The 19,565-nt window shown below is 70.2% G+C and carries 18 protein-coding genes; 12 read left to right on the plus strand and 6 right to left on the minus strand.

Annotated features, from left to right (window positions below; translation table 11 throughout):
* Positions 1–47: 47 nt before the first annotated feature.
* Together LK09_RS09220 and LK09_RS09225 are read right to left on the minus strand one after the other, a co-directional pair.
* The gene (locus LK09_RS09220; RefSeq protein WP_039398551.1) at positions 48–1,625 is read right to left on the minus strand and encodes an ABC transporter substrate-binding protein; all 1,578 of its coding nucleotides are present in this window, start codon (positions 1,623–1,625) and stop codon (positions 48–50) included.
* Between the two features lie 38 nt (positions 1,626–1,663).
* Positions 1,664–2,875: an amidohydrolase gene (locus tag LK09_RS09225; protein ID WP_039398553.1), complete on the minus strand. Its 1,212-nt coding sequence runs from the start codon at positions 2,873–2,875 to the stop codon at positions 1,664–1,666.
* 255 nt (positions 2,876–3,130) lie between these two features.
* On the opposite strand from LK09_RS09225, the gene LK09_RS09230 reads away from it, so the two are divergent.
* Both LK09_RS09230 and LK09_RS09235 read left to right on the plus strand, forming a co-directional pair.
* A complete protein-coding gene (locus LK09_RS09230) occupies positions 3,131–3,823 on the plus strand; it encodes a GntR family transcriptional regulator (RefSeq protein WP_197061012.1) in 693 nt (230 codons plus the stop codon).
* Positions 3,824–3,866: 43 nt separating this feature from the next.
* On the plus strand, positions 3,867–5,156 hold the full coding sequence (locus LK09_RS09235) for an MFS transporter (protein ID WP_052226612.1): 1,290 nt from the start codon (positions 3,867–3,869) through the stop codon (positions 5,154–5,156).
* 15 nt (positions 5,157–5,171) lie between these two features.
* Here LK09_RS09235 and LK09_RS09240 read toward each other — a convergent pair whose 3' ends face one another.
* Positions 5,172–6,461 carry an isochorismate synthase gene (locus LK09_RS09240; protein WP_039398555.1) on the minus strand — a complete coding sequence of 430 codons (1,290 nt, stop codon included), beginning with the start codon at positions 6,459–6,461 and terminating at the stop codon, positions 5,172–5,174.
* 52 nt (positions 6,462–6,513) lie between these two features.
* Here LK09_RS09240 and LK09_RS09245 point away from each other — a divergent pair, with 52 nt between their 5' ends.
* The 5 genes from LK09_RS09245 (at position 6,514) to LK09_RS09265 (ending at position 11,429) form a co-directional block, all read left to right on the plus strand.
* On the plus strand, positions 6,514–7,071 hold the full coding sequence (locus LK09_RS09245; RefSeq protein ID WP_039398557.1) for a DUF402 domain-containing protein: 558 nt from the start codon (positions 6,514–6,516) through the stop codon (positions 7,069–7,071).
* A 184-nt stretch (positions 7,072–7,255) separates the two neighbouring features.
* A complete protein-coding gene (locus LK09_RS09250; protein WP_082008170.1) occupies positions 7,256–7,918 on the plus strand; it encodes a class I SAM-dependent methyltransferase in 663 nt (220 codons plus the stop codon).
* Between the two features lie 49 nt (positions 7,919–7,967).
* The gene (locus LK09_RS09255) at positions 7,968–9,029 is read left to right on the plus strand and encodes a polyprenyl synthetase family protein (RefSeq protein ID WP_039398561.1); all 1,062 of its coding nucleotides are present in this window, start codon (positions 7,968–7,970) and stop codon (positions 9,027–9,029) included.
* Positions 9,030–9,044: 15 nt separating this feature from the next.
* Positions 9,045–10,421, plus strand: a complete 1,377-nt coding sequence (locus tag LK09_RS09260; RefSeq protein WP_039398563.1) for an FAD-dependent oxidoreductase — start codon at positions 9,045–9,047, stop codon at positions 10,419–10,421.
* Between the two features lie 9 nt (positions 10,422–10,430).
* Positions 10,431–11,429 (plus strand): alpha/beta hydrolase, encoded by a 999-nt coding sequence (locus tag LK09_RS09265; RefSeq protein WP_039398565.1) that lies wholly within the window; start codon positions 10,431–10,433, stop codon positions 11,427–11,429.
* A 3-nt stretch (positions 11,430–11,432) separates the two neighbouring features.
* Here the strand turns inward: LK09_RS09265 and LK09_RS09270 are convergent, their stop codons facing one another.
* Positions 11,433–12,863 (minus strand): MFS transporter, encoded by a 1,431-nt coding sequence (locus tag LK09_RS09270; protein WP_039398567.1) that lies wholly within the window; start codon positions 12,861–12,863, stop codon positions 11,433–11,435.
* Between the two features lie 131 nt (positions 12,864–12,994).
* On the opposite strand from LK09_RS09270, the gene LK09_RS09275 reads away from it, so the two are divergent.
* Positions 12,995–13,981: a hypothetical protein gene (locus tag LK09_RS09275; protein ID WP_039398569.1), complete on the plus strand. Its 987-nt coding sequence runs from the start codon at positions 12,995–12,997 to the stop codon at positions 13,979–13,981.
* On the opposite strand, the gene LK09_RS09280 is transcribed toward LK09_RS09275, so the two are convergent.
* Positions 13,959–14,906, minus strand: coding sequence for a DMT family transporter (locus LK09_RS09280; protein WP_052226613.1), 948 nt, complete (start codon positions 14,904–14,906; stop codon positions 13,959–13,961). The genes LK09_RS09275 and LK09_RS09280 overlap by 23 nt on opposite strands.
* Before the next feature lie 40 nt (positions 14,907–14,946).
* On the opposite strand from LK09_RS09280, the gene LK09_RS09285 reads away from it, so the two are divergent.
* A complete protein-coding gene (locus LK09_RS09285) occupies positions 14,947–15,438 on the plus strand; it encodes a MarR family winged helix-turn-helix transcriptional regulator (protein ID WP_039398571.1) in 492 nt (163 codons plus the stop codon).
* 15 nt (positions 15,439–15,453) lie between these two features.
* Here the strand turns inward: LK09_RS09285 and LK09_RS09290 are convergent, their stop codons facing one another.
* Entirely contained in the window at positions 15,454–16,857 is a 1,404-nt protein-coding gene (locus LK09_RS09290; RefSeq protein WP_039398573.1) for an MFS transporter, read from the minus strand.
* 199 nt (positions 16,858–17,056) lie between these two features.
* On the opposite strand from LK09_RS09290, the gene ppk2 reads away from it, so the two are divergent.
* From ppk2 to LK09_RS09305, 3 genes are read left to right on the plus strand one after another with little or no spacing between them, the layout of a single operon-like run.
* Positions 17,057–17,887, plus strand: a complete 831-nt coding sequence (gene ppk2 / locus LK09_RS09295) for a polyphosphate kinase 2 (RefSeq protein ID WP_039398574.1) — start codon at positions 17,057–17,059, stop codon at positions 17,885–17,887.
* Positions 17,888–17,930: 43 nt separating this feature from the next.
* A complete protein-coding gene (locus LK09_RS09300; protein WP_039398576.1) occupies positions 17,931–18,863 on the plus strand; it encodes a diacylglycerol/lipid kinase family protein in 933 nt (310 codons plus the stop codon).
* The gene (locus LK09_RS09305) at positions 18,860–19,525 is read left to right on the plus strand and encodes a phosphatase PAP2 family protein (protein WP_039398578.1); all 666 of its coding nucleotides are present in this window, start codon (positions 18,860–18,862) and stop codon (positions 19,523–19,525) included. Before LK09_RS09300 ends, LK09_RS09305 begins: the two co-directional genes overlap by 4 nt.
* Positions 19,526–19,565 lie beyond the last annotated feature (40 nt).

Below are 19,565 nucleotides of genomic sequence, written 5' to 3' on the forward strand. Positions count from 1 at the left end.
GGATGCCGCGGGCGGGACCGGCCCGCGGCATCCGCGTCGGCGGCGCGTCAGTTCGTCGCCATGCGCAGGGTTCCGACGTTGAAGTCCTGCTGGGTCGGGGAGAAGGGGATGGTCTCGACTTTCTTGTCGGTGACCATCGTCACCGCCGGGTAGGCGATGGCGAGCAGTGCATGGTCCGCGAGCACCTGCTTCTGCACCTGCGTGTAGTCCGCACAGGCGGTGGTGGCGTCGGTCTGCTTCTGGGCGTCGGCGAGCAGCTTGTCGACCTTGGCGTTCGAGTACCACCCGAAATTGGTCTTGCCGGCGGCCGAGGAAGCCCATTCCCGCTGCAGCATCGGGCCCGCCGCGGGGAACGACGCGAAGTCCCAGGCCAGCGCGATGTCCGGCATCGTGGACTGGCTGGAGACCATCTGCGCATACTGCGGGAATGTCACCGCGACGAGCTTCGCGTTGAGGCCGATCTGCTTCAGCGATGCCTGCAGGAGGGTGCCCGCGGCGTTGAACTCGGGAACGGTCGGCTGGTAGGCGACGGTCACGGTGGAGCCCGCGACTCCGGCATCCTTGATGAGTCGGGTCGCCTTGGCGAGATCCTGGGTGGGCTTTCCGGCATCCACCCGGCACGAGATGCCTTCGGGCAGAATCGTGTCGGCGATCGCACCCTGCTTGCCGAGCGCGGTGGACAGGTGACCGGAATAGTCGTAGGCGAGCTGGATGGCCTCTCGGACGCGGACATCACCGGTGATCTTGCCCTGGTTGTTGAGCCACGCATAGGTCTCGCGGGGAGCGGGGATGTTGACGACTTCGTACTTCGCGTTCTTCGCAACGGCGTCGACGTCGACCGGGTTCAGGCCCATCGTGATGTCGAGGTTGCCGGCGAGGAACTCGTCGCGGGCGGCGCTGTGGTCGCTGATCATGCGCAGCACGAGCGCAGCCGGACGCCCGCCGTCGTAGTCCCAGTAGGACTTGTACCGTGCCAGATCCAGTTCCTGGTTGGGCTTGTACGAGGAGATCTGGAACGGCCCGGAACCGGCGTCGTGGCCGCCCAGCCATCCCTGTGCGTCGTCGCTGCCTTCGTTGGGCTTCACGAGCTTCGCGTCCAGGATGTAGATGGGGCTCAGTGCGCCGAGGAAGTCGAGGTCCGTCTTGGACAGCTTGATCACCACGTGCTGAGGGTCGGGAGCGCTCGCCGAGACGTAGTCGGAGAGGAAGGACGCCACCCCGGAGCCGATCTTCTTGACCCGGTCGAGCGTGTACACCACGTCGGCCGCGGTGAACGGGTTGCCGGAGTGGAAGGTGACGCCGTCGCGGAGCGTCAGGGTGAGCTGGGTCGCGTCGGAGTTGAACTTCCACGCGGTGGCGAGCTTGGGGATCATCTTGCCGTCGGCGTCGTAGTCGACGAGCCGATCGTAGACACCCGCGATGTTGAAGTCGTTGTGCGCATCGGAGGCCTGCTGCGGGTCGAGTGTCTCGGCGACGTTCGAGCTGCCGATGACGATCGTGCTGTTCTCGGGGTCTTCGGAGGCGGCCGAGGTCTTTCCGGCGTGCAGGCCGCAGGCGGTGAGCGAGAGCGCCGCTGCTCCCGCGATGGTCGCGAGCGCCGCTGCTCGCAGGTGGTTGCGGTTCATGGTTTCCTTTCGGGGGTGTCCGCGTTCCAGGGGTCGGGTCAGCGGAGGGGGGTGAGCGTGGCCCTCACGCTCGATTCGGTGTGCACGCGGGTGCGTGAGATCCACGTGCCGCCCCGCATGACGTCGCGCGAGATCGGGGGTGCGGCGACGGCTTCCGCCGCTGTGCCGGCATCCAGGACGACGAGGTCGGCGGGAGCCCCCGGTTCGAGGCCGTACCGGGGGATGCCGAGGGCGGATGCCGCCCGGGTGGTGACGAGGTCGAGGGCGAGTTCGAGGTCTTCGTCCTGGTAGAAGGACGACTGGTAGGCGACGGTGCGAGCCGTCTCCAGGACGTCGCCGGTGCCGAACGGCCACCACGCGTCTCGGACGTTGTCGGTGCCGACGAAGACGGGAACGCCCCGTTCGACGAGTTCGCGCACCGGCGGCATCGGTCCGGCAGGGCCGTTGGTCATCACGCTGATCTGCGCGTCGGCGAGCAGGTCCAGCACACGATCACGAGAGTCGGGCTCGAGGCTGCCGAGACCGTAGGCGTGGCTCAGCGTGACCCGGCCGGCCATGCCGTCGGCGGCGCGCTGAGCGATCGCACGGTACTCGCGCTCGGCGACGTGGCCGAGCGAGTGCAAGTGGATGTCGACATCGGCGTCGTGCCGCCGGGCGATGTCGAAGACGACGTCGAGGTAGCCGCCGAGATCGCCGTCGAGTGAGATCGGGTCGAGCCCGCCGACGGCGGTGGCGCCCAGGCGAACAGCCTCCTCCAGCAGGTCCGCGACGCCGTGCTGCCCGGCGATGCCGCTCTGCGGGAAGGCGACGATCTGGATGTCGAGCATGTCGCGGAGGGCGTCGCGCACGGCGAGCATGCGCTCGACCCCGGTGAGGCCGATCTCGGGGTCGACGTCGACGTGGGCCCGCACGGTGCCCGTGCCGTATTCGACCATGCGACGGGCGAGTTCCAATGAGCGATCCAGCGCGGAGTCCAGCAGCTCACGGCGCTGGATCTTCTCGAGCTCGATCCGGTCGCGCACCGTCGAACCGGTCGCGTGCGACTGCCACGTTCCCCCCAGGAAGGTCTTGTCGAGGTGCGCGTGGCCGTTCACGAGGAGCGGGAGCACGAGGCGTCCCCCGAGGTCTTCATCGCCGGGGGAGATCGCGCCCCGGGCCGGTGCGATCGACGTGATCGTCCCGTCGGCGATGGCGAGGTCGACGGTCTCGCCGCTGCGGAGGCGCCCGTTTCGCAAGGTCGTCGTCGTCACTTGGGGCTCCTGAACTCGGGGTTTGGTATACGGAATCGGCTCATTTGGTATACACGATCGCATACGATCTGGATTTTGTCATCAAGAATTGGCAACTTTTTGATGTTTGGTATTCCACAACCGGGAACCAGTGCCCTCGAGTCGGGCGCTGGCGATCGTAGAATGGTTCCGGACCCGCGCACTGGGGCGCCGGGCCGCACCCGTGACCCGAGGGCGAAGCTGATCGTCGGGCTGGTGCCTGATGAGGGGGCGACCGTGTCGCAGAATGACCAGATGACCGTGCCGTCGCCGTCGGAGATACCCGAGGAGGCGCTCGACCTGCGCGTGTACGAATGGGTGCGCGAACGGGTCATCGACGGCACGTTCAAGCCGGGTGAGCGCATCCGCGAACGCACGCTCGCCGAAGAGCTCCATGTCTCACGGATCCCCATCCGCGAGGCGTTCCCCCGCCTCGAGTCGGAGGGGTACATCCGCACTCTGCACCGGCGCGGTGCGATCGTCGCCGAGATGACGGTGCAGGACGTCCGCGAACTGTTCGAAGTCCGCGCGGCGCTGGAGGTGCTGGCGGCGCGGCTCGCGGCCGACGAATGCGCGCGTGGAGCATCCGGCGAGCGGCTGATGCTGCGACTCGCAGCGGCCGAGGACGCCGTTCGCGATCGCGACGCGGCTCGCATCGCCTCCTGCACCGCCGAGCTGCACGACGAGATCCTCGTGCTGTCGAACAGCCGGCTGCTGCAGAATCTCATGGTGCCCGTGCGCGGCCGCATCCGGCGGCTCTTCCACGTGGTCACCCAGCGCGACGGGGTGGGCCTGCATCGCGAGCACCGCGACCTGTGCAGCGCGATCGTGAACGGGCAGACCGAGTTGGCGGCGGCACTCGCGCTGGCCCACGTGGAGCACTCGCGCTACGAGACCATGCCGATCGTCCAGCGCCTCCTTCGTCGCTGACGCGCTTCAGGGGCCATTGCCCGGATGGTATACCATCTGCGGCATGGCTTCCTCGTCCCGTCGCACCACCGGCGGCGCGATCGCGTCGCTGCGATCGAGTCGTTCGTTCCGCTATCTCTGGATGTCGAACGTGCTGTTCTTCGGTGGTGTCTGGACCCAGACGCTCGTGCTCGGCTGGATGGTCTTCGAGGTCACGGGATCCCCGCTGCTGATCGCGGTCTTCACCGCCTGCCGACTGGCCCCGATGCTGCTCGGCCCTTTCGCGGGAGTGATCGCCGACCGCTTCGACCGGTACCGCGTCCTGGTGATCGCCAACGTGTGGGCCCTCGTCGCCGTCGTGGCCCTGGCCGTGCTCGCGATGCTCGGCGCCGCCCCGTATCCGGTGCTGCTCGTCGGCGGACTCGTGATCGGCCTCGCCCAGTCGCCGTCCCAGCCGGCACGGTCGTCGCTCGTCGTCGACACGGTGCCGCGCCAGGACCTGAGCAACGCGAACGCACTCAATTCGTTCGCCATGAACATGACCCAGATGATCGGACCCGCCGTCGGCGGCGCGCTCATCGGCCTGGTCGGCGCGCCGTCGGCGCTCGCGGTGTCGGCCTCGTGGTTCGCGGTGTCGCTCGCCGCGCTCGTGCCGGTGCGCGGGATCGGTCGCGGGCGCAGGGGGCCCGAGGCCTCCGCGTGGCGGATGCTCATCGACGGTCTCGGAACGATCGGGCGACGGCGGGTGGCCGTGGCCGCCCTCGCGGTGACGTTCGCCGCCAACATCCTGATCTGGCCCGTCTACCAGACCTTCATGCCGGTCTTCGCGGGCGATGTGCTCGATCTGGATGCGGCGGGGCTCGGGGCGCTCATGACGTGCGCCGGACTCGGCGGCACGATCGGGTCACTTCTCATCGCCTCGCTCGGGGACTTCCCGCGCAAAGGTGCAGTGTTCCTCGCCGGCACGGCGTCCTGGGGCGTCCTCTGGGCGGCCTTCGCCCTGTCGTCGGCGGCGACCCTCTCGTTTCCGTTGATGGTCGCGGCCGGCCTCGCCTCCGCACCGTTCGGGGTGCTGCAGACGACCCTCGTGCTTCTCGCCACCCCGGCACGTGTGCACGGCACCGCGCTGGGGCTGCAGGAACTGGCCATCGGCGTGATGCCGATCGCGACGCTCGGACTCGGGGCACTCGCCGAACAGATCGGGGTGCCCGCGACGACGTTCCTCAGCGCGGCCGCCCTCGTCGTCAGCGTGATTGCGATCGCGCTCGCGGTGCCCGCACTGCTGCGTTACGACGGACGGCACGAGCCGGATGCCGAGCCGGCCGCCGTCGGCGAGCCCGTCCCCGAACTCTGAGGCGCCGCGCGCCGGTCAGGCCAGCGCGTCGACGATCGGGCGGAACTTCACCCGCGTCTCGAGCATCTCCGCCTCCGGATCGCTGGCCGCCACGATCCCCGCGCCGGCGTGCGCGACCACCGGGATCGGCGTGCCCGGTGCCGGGACGACCTCGCCCGGCGTGCCGAACTGGGCGCCGCGCAGGGCGATCGCCCACTCGCCGTTGCCGGCGGCATCCACCCAGCCGACCGGGCCGGCGTACCGGCCGCGGTCGAACGGCTCGAGCTCGCGGATCAGAGCGCGGGCGGCATCCGTCGGCGTGCCGGCGACGGCCGCGGTGGGATGCAGGGCCGCGACCAGGTCGAGGGCGGATGCCGTGTCGGACAGGTCCCCGGCGATATCCGTCGCGAGATGCCACACGTTCGGCAGCTGCAGGGTGAACATGGCGGGCGCGGTGAGGCCCGTGGTGTGCGGCCGGAGCACGTCGACGACGCTCCGCACCGCGAACACGTGCTCCTCTGTGTCCTTGCGGGATGCCGCGAGCGCCGCTTCGGCGGCGGCATCCTCGTCGGGGTCGGCGCCGCGCGCCGCCGTCCCGGCCAGGACCCGGGCGGTCACGGTGCCGGAATCGACCGTGACGAGTGTTTCGGGGCTGGCTCCGATTAGACCGTCGACGGCGTACATCCAGGTGTCGGGGTATTCGGTGTCGAGGGCGCGGGCGAGCCGCCGCAGGTCGGCGCCGGCCGGCACGCTCCCGACCAGGTCGCGGGCGAGCACCACCTTGCTGACCCGGCCGGCGGCGATGGCCTCGAGACCGGCGCGCACCGATTCCTGATAGCCCTCCGGGCCCTGCACGCCCGGACCGACGGTGGCCGGCCAGTAGGGGCCGTACGGAAGCGGTTCGGGGAGGGATGCCGGTTCGTCCGCGGCATCCGGCTCGTCGCTGCGCCGCACCCTCGTGACCCAGGCGCGGGAGCCGTGCCGGCCGACGACGGCACGGGGCACGATGAGCGTGCTCGGCCAGGCCGAGGGGACGTCGAAGGCGAACGCCCCGAACGCGACGAGGCCCGTGCCGGGGAGCCCCACCGGATCGTCGACGACGGCTCCGTCGGTGAGACAGCGCCAGGCATCCGCCGCGTCGGTCGCCCCCGGGAAGGTGACGCGCTCCACGGCGCCGCCCACTCCGACGATGCCGTCGCCGCGCCGCAGCCACGCGAGAGGCTGGTCGGGGTCGGTGAACGGCAGCAGGTCGGCCGGCTCGGCGGCGTTCGACGGGTCGATCTCGCGAGTGGTGGCGATCAGGTGCGGCCGCACGGACGAGGTCATCCCTCAAGCCTAAGACGGTCCGGTCCCCGAACCCGCTCGTACACTGTGCAACATGACGGCTCTCGATCTGCCCGCCCCGGGCACCCGCCTCGTGTTCCAGTGGCGCAAGTGGGACGGCTCGCCGCACTGGCGGCACGAGTGCCTGTACCTGGGGCGCGACGAGTGGGGCGACTGGTTCGGTCAGCCGGAGGGTTCGCGCAGTCACCGGCCGAGCCGGGACTTCCTCACCGAGCAGGCGAACGTGACGCTGATGTCGGTCACCGGCGACTACGCGTTCACCCGGCATGTACCCCAGCACCGCACCCGCACCTACATCGACCTGGCGTGGGACCTGCGCTGGATCGACGGCGTCCCGACCGGAATCGACATGGACCTGGATGTCGTCGATCGCCCGGCCGGCGAGGGCGTGTTCATCGACGACCGGGACGAGTGGGAGGAACACCGGGTGCGCTACGGGTACCCGCCGCAGGTCGTCGCGCACCTCGAGGCACTGGCGAACGATCTGCGCGACCGCGTCGCCGGCGACATGCCCCCGTTCGACGAGTCGGTCGCCCCGGGCTGGTTCGCCCGCCTCGCGGAGTTCGCCGCGGAGCCCCGGTCCGCGCGCTGAGCCTGTCGAAGCGCAGTCGATCCCGGACGTCGTGCCCTTCGACAAGCTCAGGGCGCGTGATATCGGCCTGCCCCCGCGCGCGAACCGGTCAGCGTCCCGCGAATAGACTCGTCGGGTGACCGCCGACACCCCTCCCGAGCACAATCGCGCCGACCTCCACAAGGATCCGCAGCAGGTCAGCGGCATGTTCGACCAGGTGGCCGACGGCTACGATCGCACCAACACGGTGATGACGTTCGGCAACGACGCGCTGTGGCGCCGAGCCACCACGCGGGCGGTCGCACCGCGTCCGGGGGAGCGGGTGCTGGATCTCGGCGCCGGCACGGCGTCGTCGTCGGCATCCCTCGCGGCATCCGGAGCCGACGTGGTCGCCGCGGACTTCTCGCCGGGCATGCTCGCCGAGGGCCGGCGCCGTCACGGACACCTGCCGAACCTCAGCTTCGTCGAGGCGGATGCCACGGACCTGCCGTTCGGGGACGACGAGTTCGACGCCGTGACGATGTCGTACGCGCTGCGCAACGTGCACGACCCGAAGATGGCCCTGGCCGAACTGCTCCGGGTCACCAAGCCCGGCGGCCGTGTGGTGATAAACGAGTTCTCCACCCCGCCGAACCCGGTCCTGCGCGGGCTGTACCGGTTCTACAACGCCCAGGTGCTGCCGCGCACGGCACGGCTCGCCGGCACGAACGGCGAAGCCTACGACTACCTGAACGAGTCGATCGCCGCCTGGCCCGACCAGCGCACGCTGGCCGGGTGGATGTACGAGGCGGGCTGGACGCAGGTGGCGCACCGCAACCTCACCTTCGGGATCGTCGCGCTCCACCGTGGCGTGAAACCCGCCTCGTGATCGCCGCGGCGGACAGCCTGCGGACGGTCGTCGTGGGTAGGCTGGGACGGTGACTCCGAGCCCCTCCGTGCCGGGCGAGCGCCTGGCGAGCAATCTCGGCCTGACCGAGCGTGTCTTCGCCGGCCCCAAATCCCGGCGACTGCTGCGCACGGTCGAATCCGGCCTCGAGGACGTCGAGAAGGCTCTCGCTGTCGAGCTGAAGATGACCGACGCGCTCGCCGACACCACGTCGCGCTACCTCTACGAGGCCGGCGGCAAGCGCGTGCGCCCGATGCTGACCCTCCTGACCGCGCAGCTCGGCGACGGCGCCACGCAGCAGGTCATCGAGGCCGCCGCCGCCCTGGAGCTCACCCACCTCGGCTCGCTGTACCACGACGACGTCATGGACGGAGCAGCGGTGCGCCGCGGCGTCCCCAGCGCGCAGACGGTGTGGGGCAACAACGTCGCCATCCTGACAGGCGACATCCTGTTCTCGCGGGCCAGCCAGATCATGGCGCGCTTCGGCGAGCGGGCGATCAAGCTGCAGGCCGACACGTTCGAGCGTCTCGTCCTCGGCCAGCTGCACGAGACGGTCGGTCCGACCGAGGCCGACGATCCGGTCGAGTTCTATCTGCAGGTGCTCGCCGACAAGACGGGCTCGCTGATCGCGGCAGCCGCGCAGGCCGGCGTGATCTTCTCCGGCGGCCCCGCTGAGTACGCCGAGCCGGTGCGGCTCTTCGGCGAGAAGGCCGGCGTCGCCTTCCAGCTGCTCGACGACGTCATCGACCTGTCGGCCGACCCGAACCAGACCGGCAAGGTGCCCGGAACAGACCTGCGCGCAGGCGTCCCGACCATGCCCTACCTGCTGCTCGGCGCCCGGCGCGACGACGACGCGCAGGCGCTTCGCGCCCGCATCGACGACGGTGTCGCGAAGATCGCCGAGGGCGCAGATCCCGGCATCCTGGATGAGGCGCTCACCGCGCTTCGCGACCACGAGGCCACCGCGCAGACCGTGACTCTCGCCAACCAGTGGTCGCACGAGGCGATCGCCGCGATCGACCCCCTGCCGGACGGCGCCGTGAAGGATGCCCTGACCCGCTTCGCGCGGGCCGTCGCCGACCGCAGCAGCTGACCGACCGGAGGAACATTGACCAAGCTCAGACTGGCCATCGTCGGGGCCGGCCCCGCAGGCATCTACGCTGCCGACATCCTGCTGAAGGCCGAGCGGAAGTTCGACGTCTCGATCGACCTGTTCGACCACCTGCCCGCGCCGTACGGACTCGTTCGGTACGGCGTCGCCCCCGACCATCCGCGCATCAAGGGCATCATCACGGCGCTGCGCGAGGTGCTCGACCGCGGTGACATCCGCATCTTCGGCAACGTCCGCTTCGGCACTGACATCACGCTCGAAGACCTCAAGCAGCACTACAACGCGGTGATCTTCGCGACCGGCGCCATCCGCGACGCGTCGCTGGACATCCCCGGCATCGACGCGATCGGCTCCTACGGCGCCGCCGACTACGTGAGCTGGTACGACGGGCACCCCGACTTCCCGCGGGAGTGGCCGCTGGATGCCGAATCGGTCGCGGTCGTCGGCAACGGCAACGTGGCCCTCGACGTCGCGCGGCTGCTCGCCAAGCACGCCGAGGACCTGCTGCCCACCGAGGTCCCCGACAACGTCTACGCGGGCCTGGCGTCCTCGAAGGTGACCGACGTGCACGTCTTCGGTCGCCGGGGCCCCGCCAACGTCAAGTTCACGCCGCTCGAGCTGCGCGAGCTCGGCGAGCTGCGCGACGTGGACATGGTCGTGTACGACGAGGACTTCGACTACGACGAGGCGTCGCGGGATGCCGTCGCCAGCAACAAGCAGGTCATGGTCATCGACCGGGTGCTGCAGTCATGGCGCAAGCGTCCGGGCGCCAACGGCGTCGGCGGCGAAGCGTCCCGTCGCCTGCACCTGCACTTCTACGCCAAGCCGGTCGAAGTGCGCACCGACGACGACGGGCGCGTGTCGTCGTTCGTCTACGAGCGCACCCGCCCGGACGGCGAGGGCGGCGTGGTCGGCACCGGCGAACTGCGCGAGGTCCCGGTGCAGGCGCTGTACCGGGCGGTCGGCTACTTCGGGTCGCCGCTGCCGGGCGTGCCGTTCGACGAGAAGCACGGCGTCATCCCCAACCGCGAAGGCCGCGTGCTGTCCAAGGACAGCAACGAGCGCGTACCGGGCGTCTACGCGACCGGCTGGATCAAGCGCGGCCCGGTGGGCCTCATCGGACACACCAAGTCCGACGCGATGGAGACCATCCGCAACCTGATCAACGACCAGGGCACCTGGTGGCAGCCGGCGCATCCGCAGGAGGCATCCATCCCCGCGCTCCTCGAGTCGCGGGGCGTGGAGTGGACCGACCTCGACGGCTGGCACCGTCTCGACGAGCACGAGATCGGGCTGGGCGAGCCGCAGGGCCGTGCGCGCATCAAGGTCGTCGAGCGAGACGAGATGGTGCGCGTCTCCCGCGACGAGGCGTAAGGCGCTGCGATGACGGATGCCTGGATCCCCGACATCCTCGGGCATCCGTTCGCGCAGTGCACGCTCGACCTCGGCACCGATGCGGAAGGACCGGTGGTCGCGACGCTGGTGCGGCTGCTGCCGTCCGGGTGGGCGCGGCTGACCGGGCCCCTGCGCGACGTCGACGTGCTGTACGTGCACGGCTGGTCGGACTACTTCTTCCAGAAGGAGGTCGCCCGGCAGTGGGCCGATCTCGGCGCCCGGTTCTTCGCACTCGATCTGCGCAAGTACGGCCGGAGCCTGCGGGAGGGGCAGACGCCCGGGTACATCCTCGACCTCGCCACGTACGACGAAGACATCGCCGCGGCGCTCCAGGCGATGGGCCCCCGAGCCGGGCGGCGCCTGGTGCTCCTGGGCCACTCGACCGGAGGACTCGTGCTGTCGCTGTGGGCGAGCCGGCATCCGGACCAGGCCACCGCGGTGGTGCTGAACAGCCCCTGGCTGGAGTTCCAGCTCGGGACGGCCGGACGCCGGGCGATCCAGCCGCTCGTCACTGCGCGTGCCCGGTGGGATCCGCAGGGGGGCCAGCCGGCGACCGACTACGGGTTCTACTCGCGGGCGCAGCGCGAGATCGGTGCGATCCCCGATGCGGGAGTGACGCCCGATCCGTGGTTCGTTCCCGCGTGGCGACCGGATCGGTCGTTCGCGACCCGCCCGGGCTGGCTGCACGCGATCATGGTCGGCCACCAGCAGGTGGAGTCCGGGCTGCACCTGACCGCGCCGGTGCTCGTGCTGCTGTCGGCACGCAGCGTCTCGCCGCTCACCTGGAGCGACGCGATGACGTCCGCCGACGCGGTGCTGGTGGTCGACGACATCGCCCGGGCATCCCTGAAGCTCGGTGAACTGGTGACGGTGGCGCGCATCGAGGGCGCGATCCACGACGTCTACCTGTCGAGTCCGGAGCCGCGCCGCCGGGCCCTCATCGTGACCCGGCACTGGGCTCTGGGTGTGCTGACCCGCCGGGGCTGAGCCTCAGTTCGCGACGGCCGACTCGCCGGCGATCCCCACCAGTTCGACCTTGCGCGGCATCGCGAGCGCCGACGCGAGGATGCCGACGGCGATCACGGCCACGCCGGCGAAGACCGCGGTGGATGCCGCGATCATGACGTGCGGGTCGTGCACGTCGCCGCCCAGGTTCGCGATGATGGCGTTCGCGATCGCGCCGAGCACCGCGGCACCGAGCGCCTGGCCGAGGGAGCGGGCGAACACGTTTGTTCCGGTGACGACGCCACGCTCGTTCCAGTCGACGCTGGACTGCACGGCGACCAGGCTCGGCACGGCGGCGTATCCGAATCCCATGCCGATGAAGAAGCACACCACCGCGACCGACACGATGGACGGGGAGTGGCCGAGGAACGCCAGCACCGTCGCACCGACGACGACGATCACCCCGCCGAGGGTCGCCGTGGTGCGGAATCCCCAGCGCAGGTACAGGCGTCCGGCGGTGGCGGCAGCCAACGGCCAGCCGATCGTGAACGTCGCCAGCGCGAGCCCGGCGACGATGGGGGAGGCCCCGGTGCCGATCTCCAGGTAGGTGGGGATGAAGGCGGTGAGTCCGGCCAGACCCATGCCGACCCCCAAGCCGAGGAGGGTCGTGGAGCTGACGATACGGCGCCGCAGCAGGCCGAGCGGGATGACGGGCTCGGCGGCGCGCAGCTCGATGAACACGAATGCGACCAGCAGGGCCGCCCCGAGGCCGAGCACGAGGAGGGATGCCGGCGAGTTCCACGCCCAGGCGTGGCCGCCTTCGAGAACGCCCAGCATCAGCAGGGTCATGGCGCCGGTGAGGGTTGCGGCGCCGGCGTAGTCGATCCGGTGGCGGCGCTTCTCGATGCTCTCGTGGAAGTTGCGCACCAGCAGCCAGGCGGCGGCAAGGCCGAGCGGGATGTTGACCCAGAAGATGCCGCGCCAGAATCCGAACTGGGCGAACAGGCCGCCGAGCGTCGGCCCGACGACGGAGGCGATGGCCCACACGCTCGCCAGATAGCCCTGCACGCGGGCGCGTTCTTCGAGCGTGTAGATGTCGCCGATCACGGTCATGGACATCGGGGCGATCGCCCCCGCGCCGAGACCCTGCACGGTGCGCGCGATGATGAGCACGGGCATGCTCCAGGCGAGGCCGGCCAGCACCGATCCGAGCAGGAACAGCGTGATGCCGATGAGCAGCAGCGGCTTGCGCCCGATCGTGTCGGCGAGCTTCGAGTACACCGGCACGGTGACGGCGGACGCCAGCATGTAGATCGAGAACAGCCAGGGGAACGACGAGAACGAGCCGAGGTCGCGCACGATCGAGGGCACCGCCGTCGCGAGGATCGTGGCGTCGATGGCGATGAGCGCCATCGAGACCATCATCGCCAGCAGGATGCGCCCTCGCGCCGATCTCAAACCCACATCGCTCGTCACCTGACCTTCAACCCGGGGGAGGGGGACGAGTATTCCGACCCCTCGCGAGCATCGTCGCGCGCGCCCGGATCGTTTGGCGCGGCGTGCGGTCGGTGGCAACATGGCGACGGCATGCGAAAGGACCGAGAACGATGCCTGCAGATGGACTGACCTTCGGCCTCTATCCCCTCCATGTCGCCGGCACCCCCTTCGGCGTCGCGGACGGGCCGCCCGATGACGACGCGCAGATCGGCGCGGCGATCGCCGACCTGCGCGGAGACCGCACGCTCCGTCCCCGGACATACCTCATCTATACGGCCTCGTGGCGGGAGGCGATGCTGGCGAACGCCGGGAGATATGCCCGCGCCGGCATCCTCAGCGACGTCGTCATCGGTTCGGGGGACTGGACCGATGCCGACGATCAGGAGATCGAGCTGGAGCACTGGCTCGACTTCATCCGCGAGGTCATCCGCCGTCACGGCGATGTGCTCTCCTCGGTGCAGATCACCAACGAGCCGAACCTGTCGTTCATGGAGGGCTCGAAGGCGTACATCGTCGAGGCGCTCGTGCGCGGTGTGGTGGCCGCCCGCCGGGAGATCGAAGACCGGGGACTGAAGATCGCGGTCGGCTTCGGATCGGTGCCCGACGGCCCCGCAGCGGTGCCCGGGTTCTGGGACGCAGTCGCCGCCGCGGCCGATGACGAGTTCGTCGCGGCGGTCGACTTCGTCGGACACAACTTCTACGTCGACGTCTTCGAGGATGCTCCGGTGGCGGTCACGCAGGTGCCCGCAGAGGTGGACCGCATCCTCGGGGATCTGCGCGCGCGGCTCGATGGGCTGGGGCTGCCGCCGCGGGTTGCGATCCGGGTCACCGAGAACGGCTGGCCGACGGGGACGAATCCGCTCACCGGCCGGATCCGCAGCGAGAGCGAGCAGGTCGAGGTGCTCGAGGCCGTGGTGCATGCGGTCTGGGAGGTGCGGGAGACCTACGGTGTTTCGCACTACGTTCTCTTCGGCCTGCGGGATGCCGACAGCCGGAAAGAGGACCTGTTCCACCGGTACGGCATCCTGCGCGACGACTACTCCGCCAAGCCCGCCTACGCCGCGTTCCGAGGACTCATCCGGCAGCTCGGCGTGTGACGGGGTCGATCGCCCCGCTGCGGACCGCCCTGTCGCGTGGGGATGCCGGGGCCGGTTCTCGAAGTGTCGCACTCGGCTGCTTCCGCCGGAAGGCGAGCGGCGCGGCGATGCCGACGAGCACCAGGGCGAGTCCGGCCCATTGCCGGGGGCCGAGGACGTCGCCGGCGACGAGCACCCCGAGCAGCACGCCTGTCACGGGATTGAGCAGTCCGACGAGGCCGACGGCGTCGCCGCGCAGGTGCTTCAGAGCCGTGAACCAGGTGACGTAGGCGAGGGCGGTGGCGATGAGGGTGAGGTAGGCGTACGCCGCGAGGCCGATGCCGTCGACGGCCGGCGGGGGTCCCTCGAAGAGCAGGGCGACCGGCAGCAGCAGGAGGCCGCCCGCCGTGAGCTGCCAGGCCGTGGATGCCAGCACGTCGACATCCCGGTTCCAGCGCTTCGCGAGGATGAACCCGAACGACGACATCACCATCGCGATGACCGAGGCCGCCACGCCGATCCAGCTGAGTCGTGTCGTGCCGCCGAGCAGCATGAGGCCGACGCCGACGACTCCGACGGCGCCGCCGGCGAGACGGAGCGCGTTGGGCCGCTCCTGCACGAGCAGCCACGCGACCAGCGCCAGGGTGACGGGCGAGAAGGCCATGATGGTCGACGCGATGCTCGCCGGCAGCAGCTGCGCGGCCGCGTAGACGAGCACGAAGAACGCACCGACGTTGAGGATGCCGAGCACGAGGGACTTCCACCACCACGAGCCGTGCGGCAGACGCCGGACCAGCACGAGCAGGATGAGCCCGGCGGGCAGGGCTCGGACGGCGGCCCCCCACAGCGGCGCGTCGGGCAGGAACTCCCGCGTGACGAAGTACGTGCTGCCCCAGGCGATGGGGGCGAAGGCCGCGATCGGCAGCCAGCGGCGAATATCTTCCATGGAAGATGATAATAGCTTCCCGGCAAGATATATTCCCGGTATGACGCAGATCGATCACGTGGCGGGCATCCAGGCGGAGTGGGCGCGCGAGCGCCCGGACCTGGACGCCTCGCCGCAGGGCATCATCGGACGGCTGCACCGGCTGGCCGCGCACCTGACCGAGGAGCTCGTCGCGGTCTACGCCGAGTACGACCTCACCGAGGGGGAGTTCGACGTACTGGCGACGCTGCGCCGGGCGGGCGCGCCCTACGAGCGCAGTGCGGGGGAGCTCGCCGCGCACACCATGATCACCACCGGCGGCCTCACCAAGCGCCTCGACCGTCTCGAGCAGCGCGGCCTGGTGGCGCGGCGTCCGAGTGCCGAGGATGCCCGCGGGCGGATCGTCGCCCTCACCGCTCGCGGCCGGGAGGTCATCGACGAGGCGTTCACCGCCCACGCCGCGAACGAGGTCCGGCTGGTCGGCATGCTCCCGGCCGCGGACCGGGCGGCGCTGGAGGGCATCCTCACCACCTGGCTGGCGCGGTTCGAGTAGCCGGATACCGCCCGCTCACTCCGGCAGGGACGGGTGCTGCTCCTGCGGGGCGTGGCCGCGGGGGATGAACAGGCCCACCACGAACGCGACGACCGCGGCGATCCCGCCCAGGATGAACGACAGCTGGAACGCCCACGGCGTCGGCACCTGCGCATCGCCCTGCCCGGTGGCGAAGGTCGCCAGCACGGCGGCGACGACGGCGGCAGCGGTGCTGGTTCCGAGCGAGCGGAACAGGGCGTTCAGACCGTTGGAGGCACCCGTCTCGGTGGGCGGCACCGATCGCATGATGAGCATCGGCATCGACGCGTAGCCGAAGCCGATGCCGACCCCGATGAGGATGTTCGCGACCACCAGCTGCCACACGTCGCTGTGCCAGAGGAGCGTGTACGCATACGCGATGACGAGCGCCAGGGCTCCGAGCAGGAGCAGCACGCGCGGCCCGATGCGGTGGGCGATGCGTCCCGAGACGGGGGAGAGCAGCATCATCACGAGCCCCGACGGCATCACGACGAGGCTGGCCGCAAGCAGCGACAGGCCGAAGCCGGACCCGGATGCGACCGGCAGTTCGAGGACCTGCGGGTACAGGACGTTCGAGGCGAACAGCGAGAACCCCATCGCGACCGAGGCGAGGTTCGTGAGCAGCACCGGCCGCCGCGCGGCGACGCGCAGGTCGAGCAGCGGATCGCGGGCGCGCAGCTCGTACCCGCCCCAGAGCAGCAGGACGAGGATGCCGCCGAGTCCGCAGGCGAGGGTCGCCGGCGCCGCCCACCCCCACTCGTTGCCGCGCGAGATCGCGAGCATGATGCCGAGCAGGCCGATCGTGAGGCCGATCGCGCCGAGGAAGTCGAAGCGGCCGGCCGTGCGCAGCACGCTGACCGGCACGATCCACAGGACCAGGGCGAAGACGACGACGCCGAGCCCGGCTGCGAGCCAGAAGAGCAGATGCCAGTCCGCGTACTGGGTGACGACCGCGCTGATCGGCAGGCCCACGGCACCGCCGACGCCGAGCGTCGCGCTGATGAGGGCGATGGCGGCATCCACGCGGTTCTCGTGGAGCACGTCGCGCAGGATCGAGATCCCCAGCGGCACCACGCCGACGATCGCGCCCTGCAGCGCGCGGCCGACGATGACCCCGATGAGACCGGACGACAGTGCCGCGATCACCGATCCGGCGACCATCACCCCGACGAGGGCGAGCAGGATGCGTCGCTTTCCGTACATGTCGCCGAGCCGCCCCGAGATGGGTGTGCAGATCGCGGCGGCCAGCAGGGTCGCGGTGACCACCCACGCCGTGTCGTCGCGGCTCGCAGCCAGCAGTTGGGGGAGCTTCGCCTGGATCGGGACGACCAGCGTGAACATGAACGACGACGCGAGGCCGGCGACCGCCAGAACGGCGACGATCGATCCCTGCCGGGGCATCCGGGTGAGGCGCCTGCGTTCGTCCTCACTCTGATTCACCTCGTCAGGCTATCGGCACCCGAGTGACCCGGGCGCGGCGGGCCCGGTCGGGAATGCGCCGTCCGGGTCGTTGCGCCCGCTAGTGTGGGCCTGCGGCGGCGCTGTCCGTCAGGGTCGATGAGGATCGAGACCTGCCGTCGTCGAGAACCCAGGGGGTCGGATGTCGAAGAAGAGCTCGCCCGCATCGTCCGGCCGGAGCGTCCCGAAGCGCCTGTACAAGGCCGAGCTGAAGCGTCTGCAGATCGAGCTCGTGGAGATGCAGCAGTGGGTCGCCGAGTCCGGTGCGCGGATCGTGGTGATCTTCGAGGGGCGGGATGCCGCGGGCAAGGGCGGCGCGATCAAGCGCGTCATGAAACACCTCAACCCCCGCCATGCGCGGGTGGTGGCCTTGAAGAAGCCCTCCAAGAGGGAACGCGGGCAATGGTACTTCCAGCGGTACTTCGAGCGGCTCCCGACGAAGGGGGAGATCGTCCTGTTCGACCGGTCCTGGTACAACAGGGCCGGGGTCGAGCACGTCATGGGGTACTGCACCGAGGCGCAGTACCAGGAGTTCCTGCGGCAGACCCCGATCATCGAGCACCTGCTGATCGAATCCGGCATCATCCTCCTCAAGTACTGGTTCTCGGTGTCCGACGAGGAGCAGCAGGCCCGGTTCGTGGCCCGCCGCGAAGACCCGCTTCGCCGCTGGAAGCTCTCGCCCACCGACCTCGAGTCGATCCGGCGGTGGGAGGACTACTCGCGTGCGAAGGATGCGATGTTCGCGGCCACGGACACCCGCGAGTCGCCGTGGTGGACCGTCGAGAGCGACGACAAGCGAAGTGCCCGGCTGAACACGATCAGTCATCTGCTCAGCAGCATCCCGTATCGGCATCTCGAGTGGGCGGACGTCGTCATCCCGGATCGCCCCGACGCGGACGATTACGAACGGCCCCCGGCCGAGCAGTTCCGCTACGTCCCCGACATCGCTGCCGAACTCGGCGGCCACAAATAGCGCGTGCCCGGCCGTTCGCCGGAGAGAAGAGGGCTCGGAGAGAATGCGTATCGCGATCGTGTGGAACCCGGCGAAGACGGAGCGGGATCCTCTGGAGACGGCGCTCGCCGACGTGCTCGACGGGAAGCCCGCCGAGGTGCGCTGGTTCGAGACGACGGAGGAGGATCCCGGTCGTGGCGCCGCGCAGGCCGCGCTCGCGGGCGAGCCGGACCTGCTGGTCGTCGCCGGCGGTGACGGAACGGTTCGCGCCGTCGCCGAGTATCTGGCCGATTCCGCGGCCGACGTCGAGCTGGCCATCCTTCCGCTGGGCACGGGCAATCTGCTCGCCCGGAACCTGGACGTGCCCATCGAGGACGTCCCGGCGGCGTTCCGGCAGGCCCTCGATGGCGAGGCCCGTCCCGTCGACGTGGGATGGGTCGAGCTGACGACCGATGCGGGCAGGGAGCGACACGGGTTCGTCGTCATGCTCGGCTTCGGGCTCGACGCGCAGATGATCGTCGAGACCGATGAGGATCTCAAAGAGCGCGCCGGCTGGCTCGCCTACGTCGAGTCCCTCGGGCGTGCCCTCTCCGGCAGCGACGTGGTGTCGTTCGGTCTCACCGTGGACGACGGGCATCCGCAGACCGTGGCGGGGCACACGCTGCTCATCGGAAACTGCGGCGCGCTGCAGGGCGGCGTGAAGCTGCTGCCGGAGGCGGACCCGGGAGACGGCGAGCTCGACTACCTGGTGCTCAGCGCCGAGGGAGTGGCGCAGTGGCTGGGCACCGTGAAGAAGATGGTGTGGGATGACGGCGTGAAGCGGCTGATCGGCCGGGGCGAGCAGGACGCCGACTCGGAATCGGTCCGGCGCGGCCGTGCGTCCGTCGTGGCGGTGACGCTTCCCGAGCCGCGACTGCTCGAGGTCGACGGAGAAGAGCTCGGGCAGGCACGCGAATTCACGGTGACCGTGCAGCCGGCGGCGATGAGGGTGCGATGAGCCAAGCCCGCAGCACCCGATCCGATCCGCGCCGCCGGGTCGCCCTCACCGTCGGGATCGCGGCAGTGGTCGCGTTCGTGGCCCTGCAGTGGCTGCTCTCGCTCGATGGGCTCCAGCCTCTCCCGCCCGATCTGTGGTGGCACGAGCTGATGGTCGAGAATCTCACCGGACCGGGGGTGGTGACCGCGTGGGTGCCGTCGATCGTCGGCGGCACCGTGGGGATGTTCGTCATCGGCATCGGGCTGGTCGGCGTCTTCATCTGGCGCCGACGACGATGGGATGCTGCGAACATCGCGATCGCGATCGCCGTGGTGGTGGCGATCGGAGCGCCGACGGCCGCGGTGATCGGCAGGGTGCGCCCGAGCGATTCGCTCGCCGAGTTCACGCCGACGTCGTTCCCCTCCGGCCACACGGCGGTGGCGACCACCCTGGTGGTGACCCTGGGGCTGCTGCTTCGGAGATGGTACGTCTGGGTGGTCGGCGTCCTGTGGGTGCTGTGGATGATGTGGGCGAGGACGTATCTCCACGCGCACTGGCTCAGCGACGTCGTCGGGGGGATGCTGGAGGGCATCGCCGTCGGCACGCTCGTCTGGTGCGCCGTGGAGGCCATCCGGGATCGGCGTGCCGAGCGGTCCGGGGAGGCGGCGCCGGCCGGGCCGTGAGACCCGAGGAATCTCCAGTGGCCGAGTGCTGGATGCCGGA

This window comes from Microbacterium mangrovi (assembly GCF_000802305.1).
GTDB lineage: Bacteria > Actinomycetota > Actinomycetes > Actinomycetales > Microbacteriaceae > Microbacterium > Microbacterium mangrovi.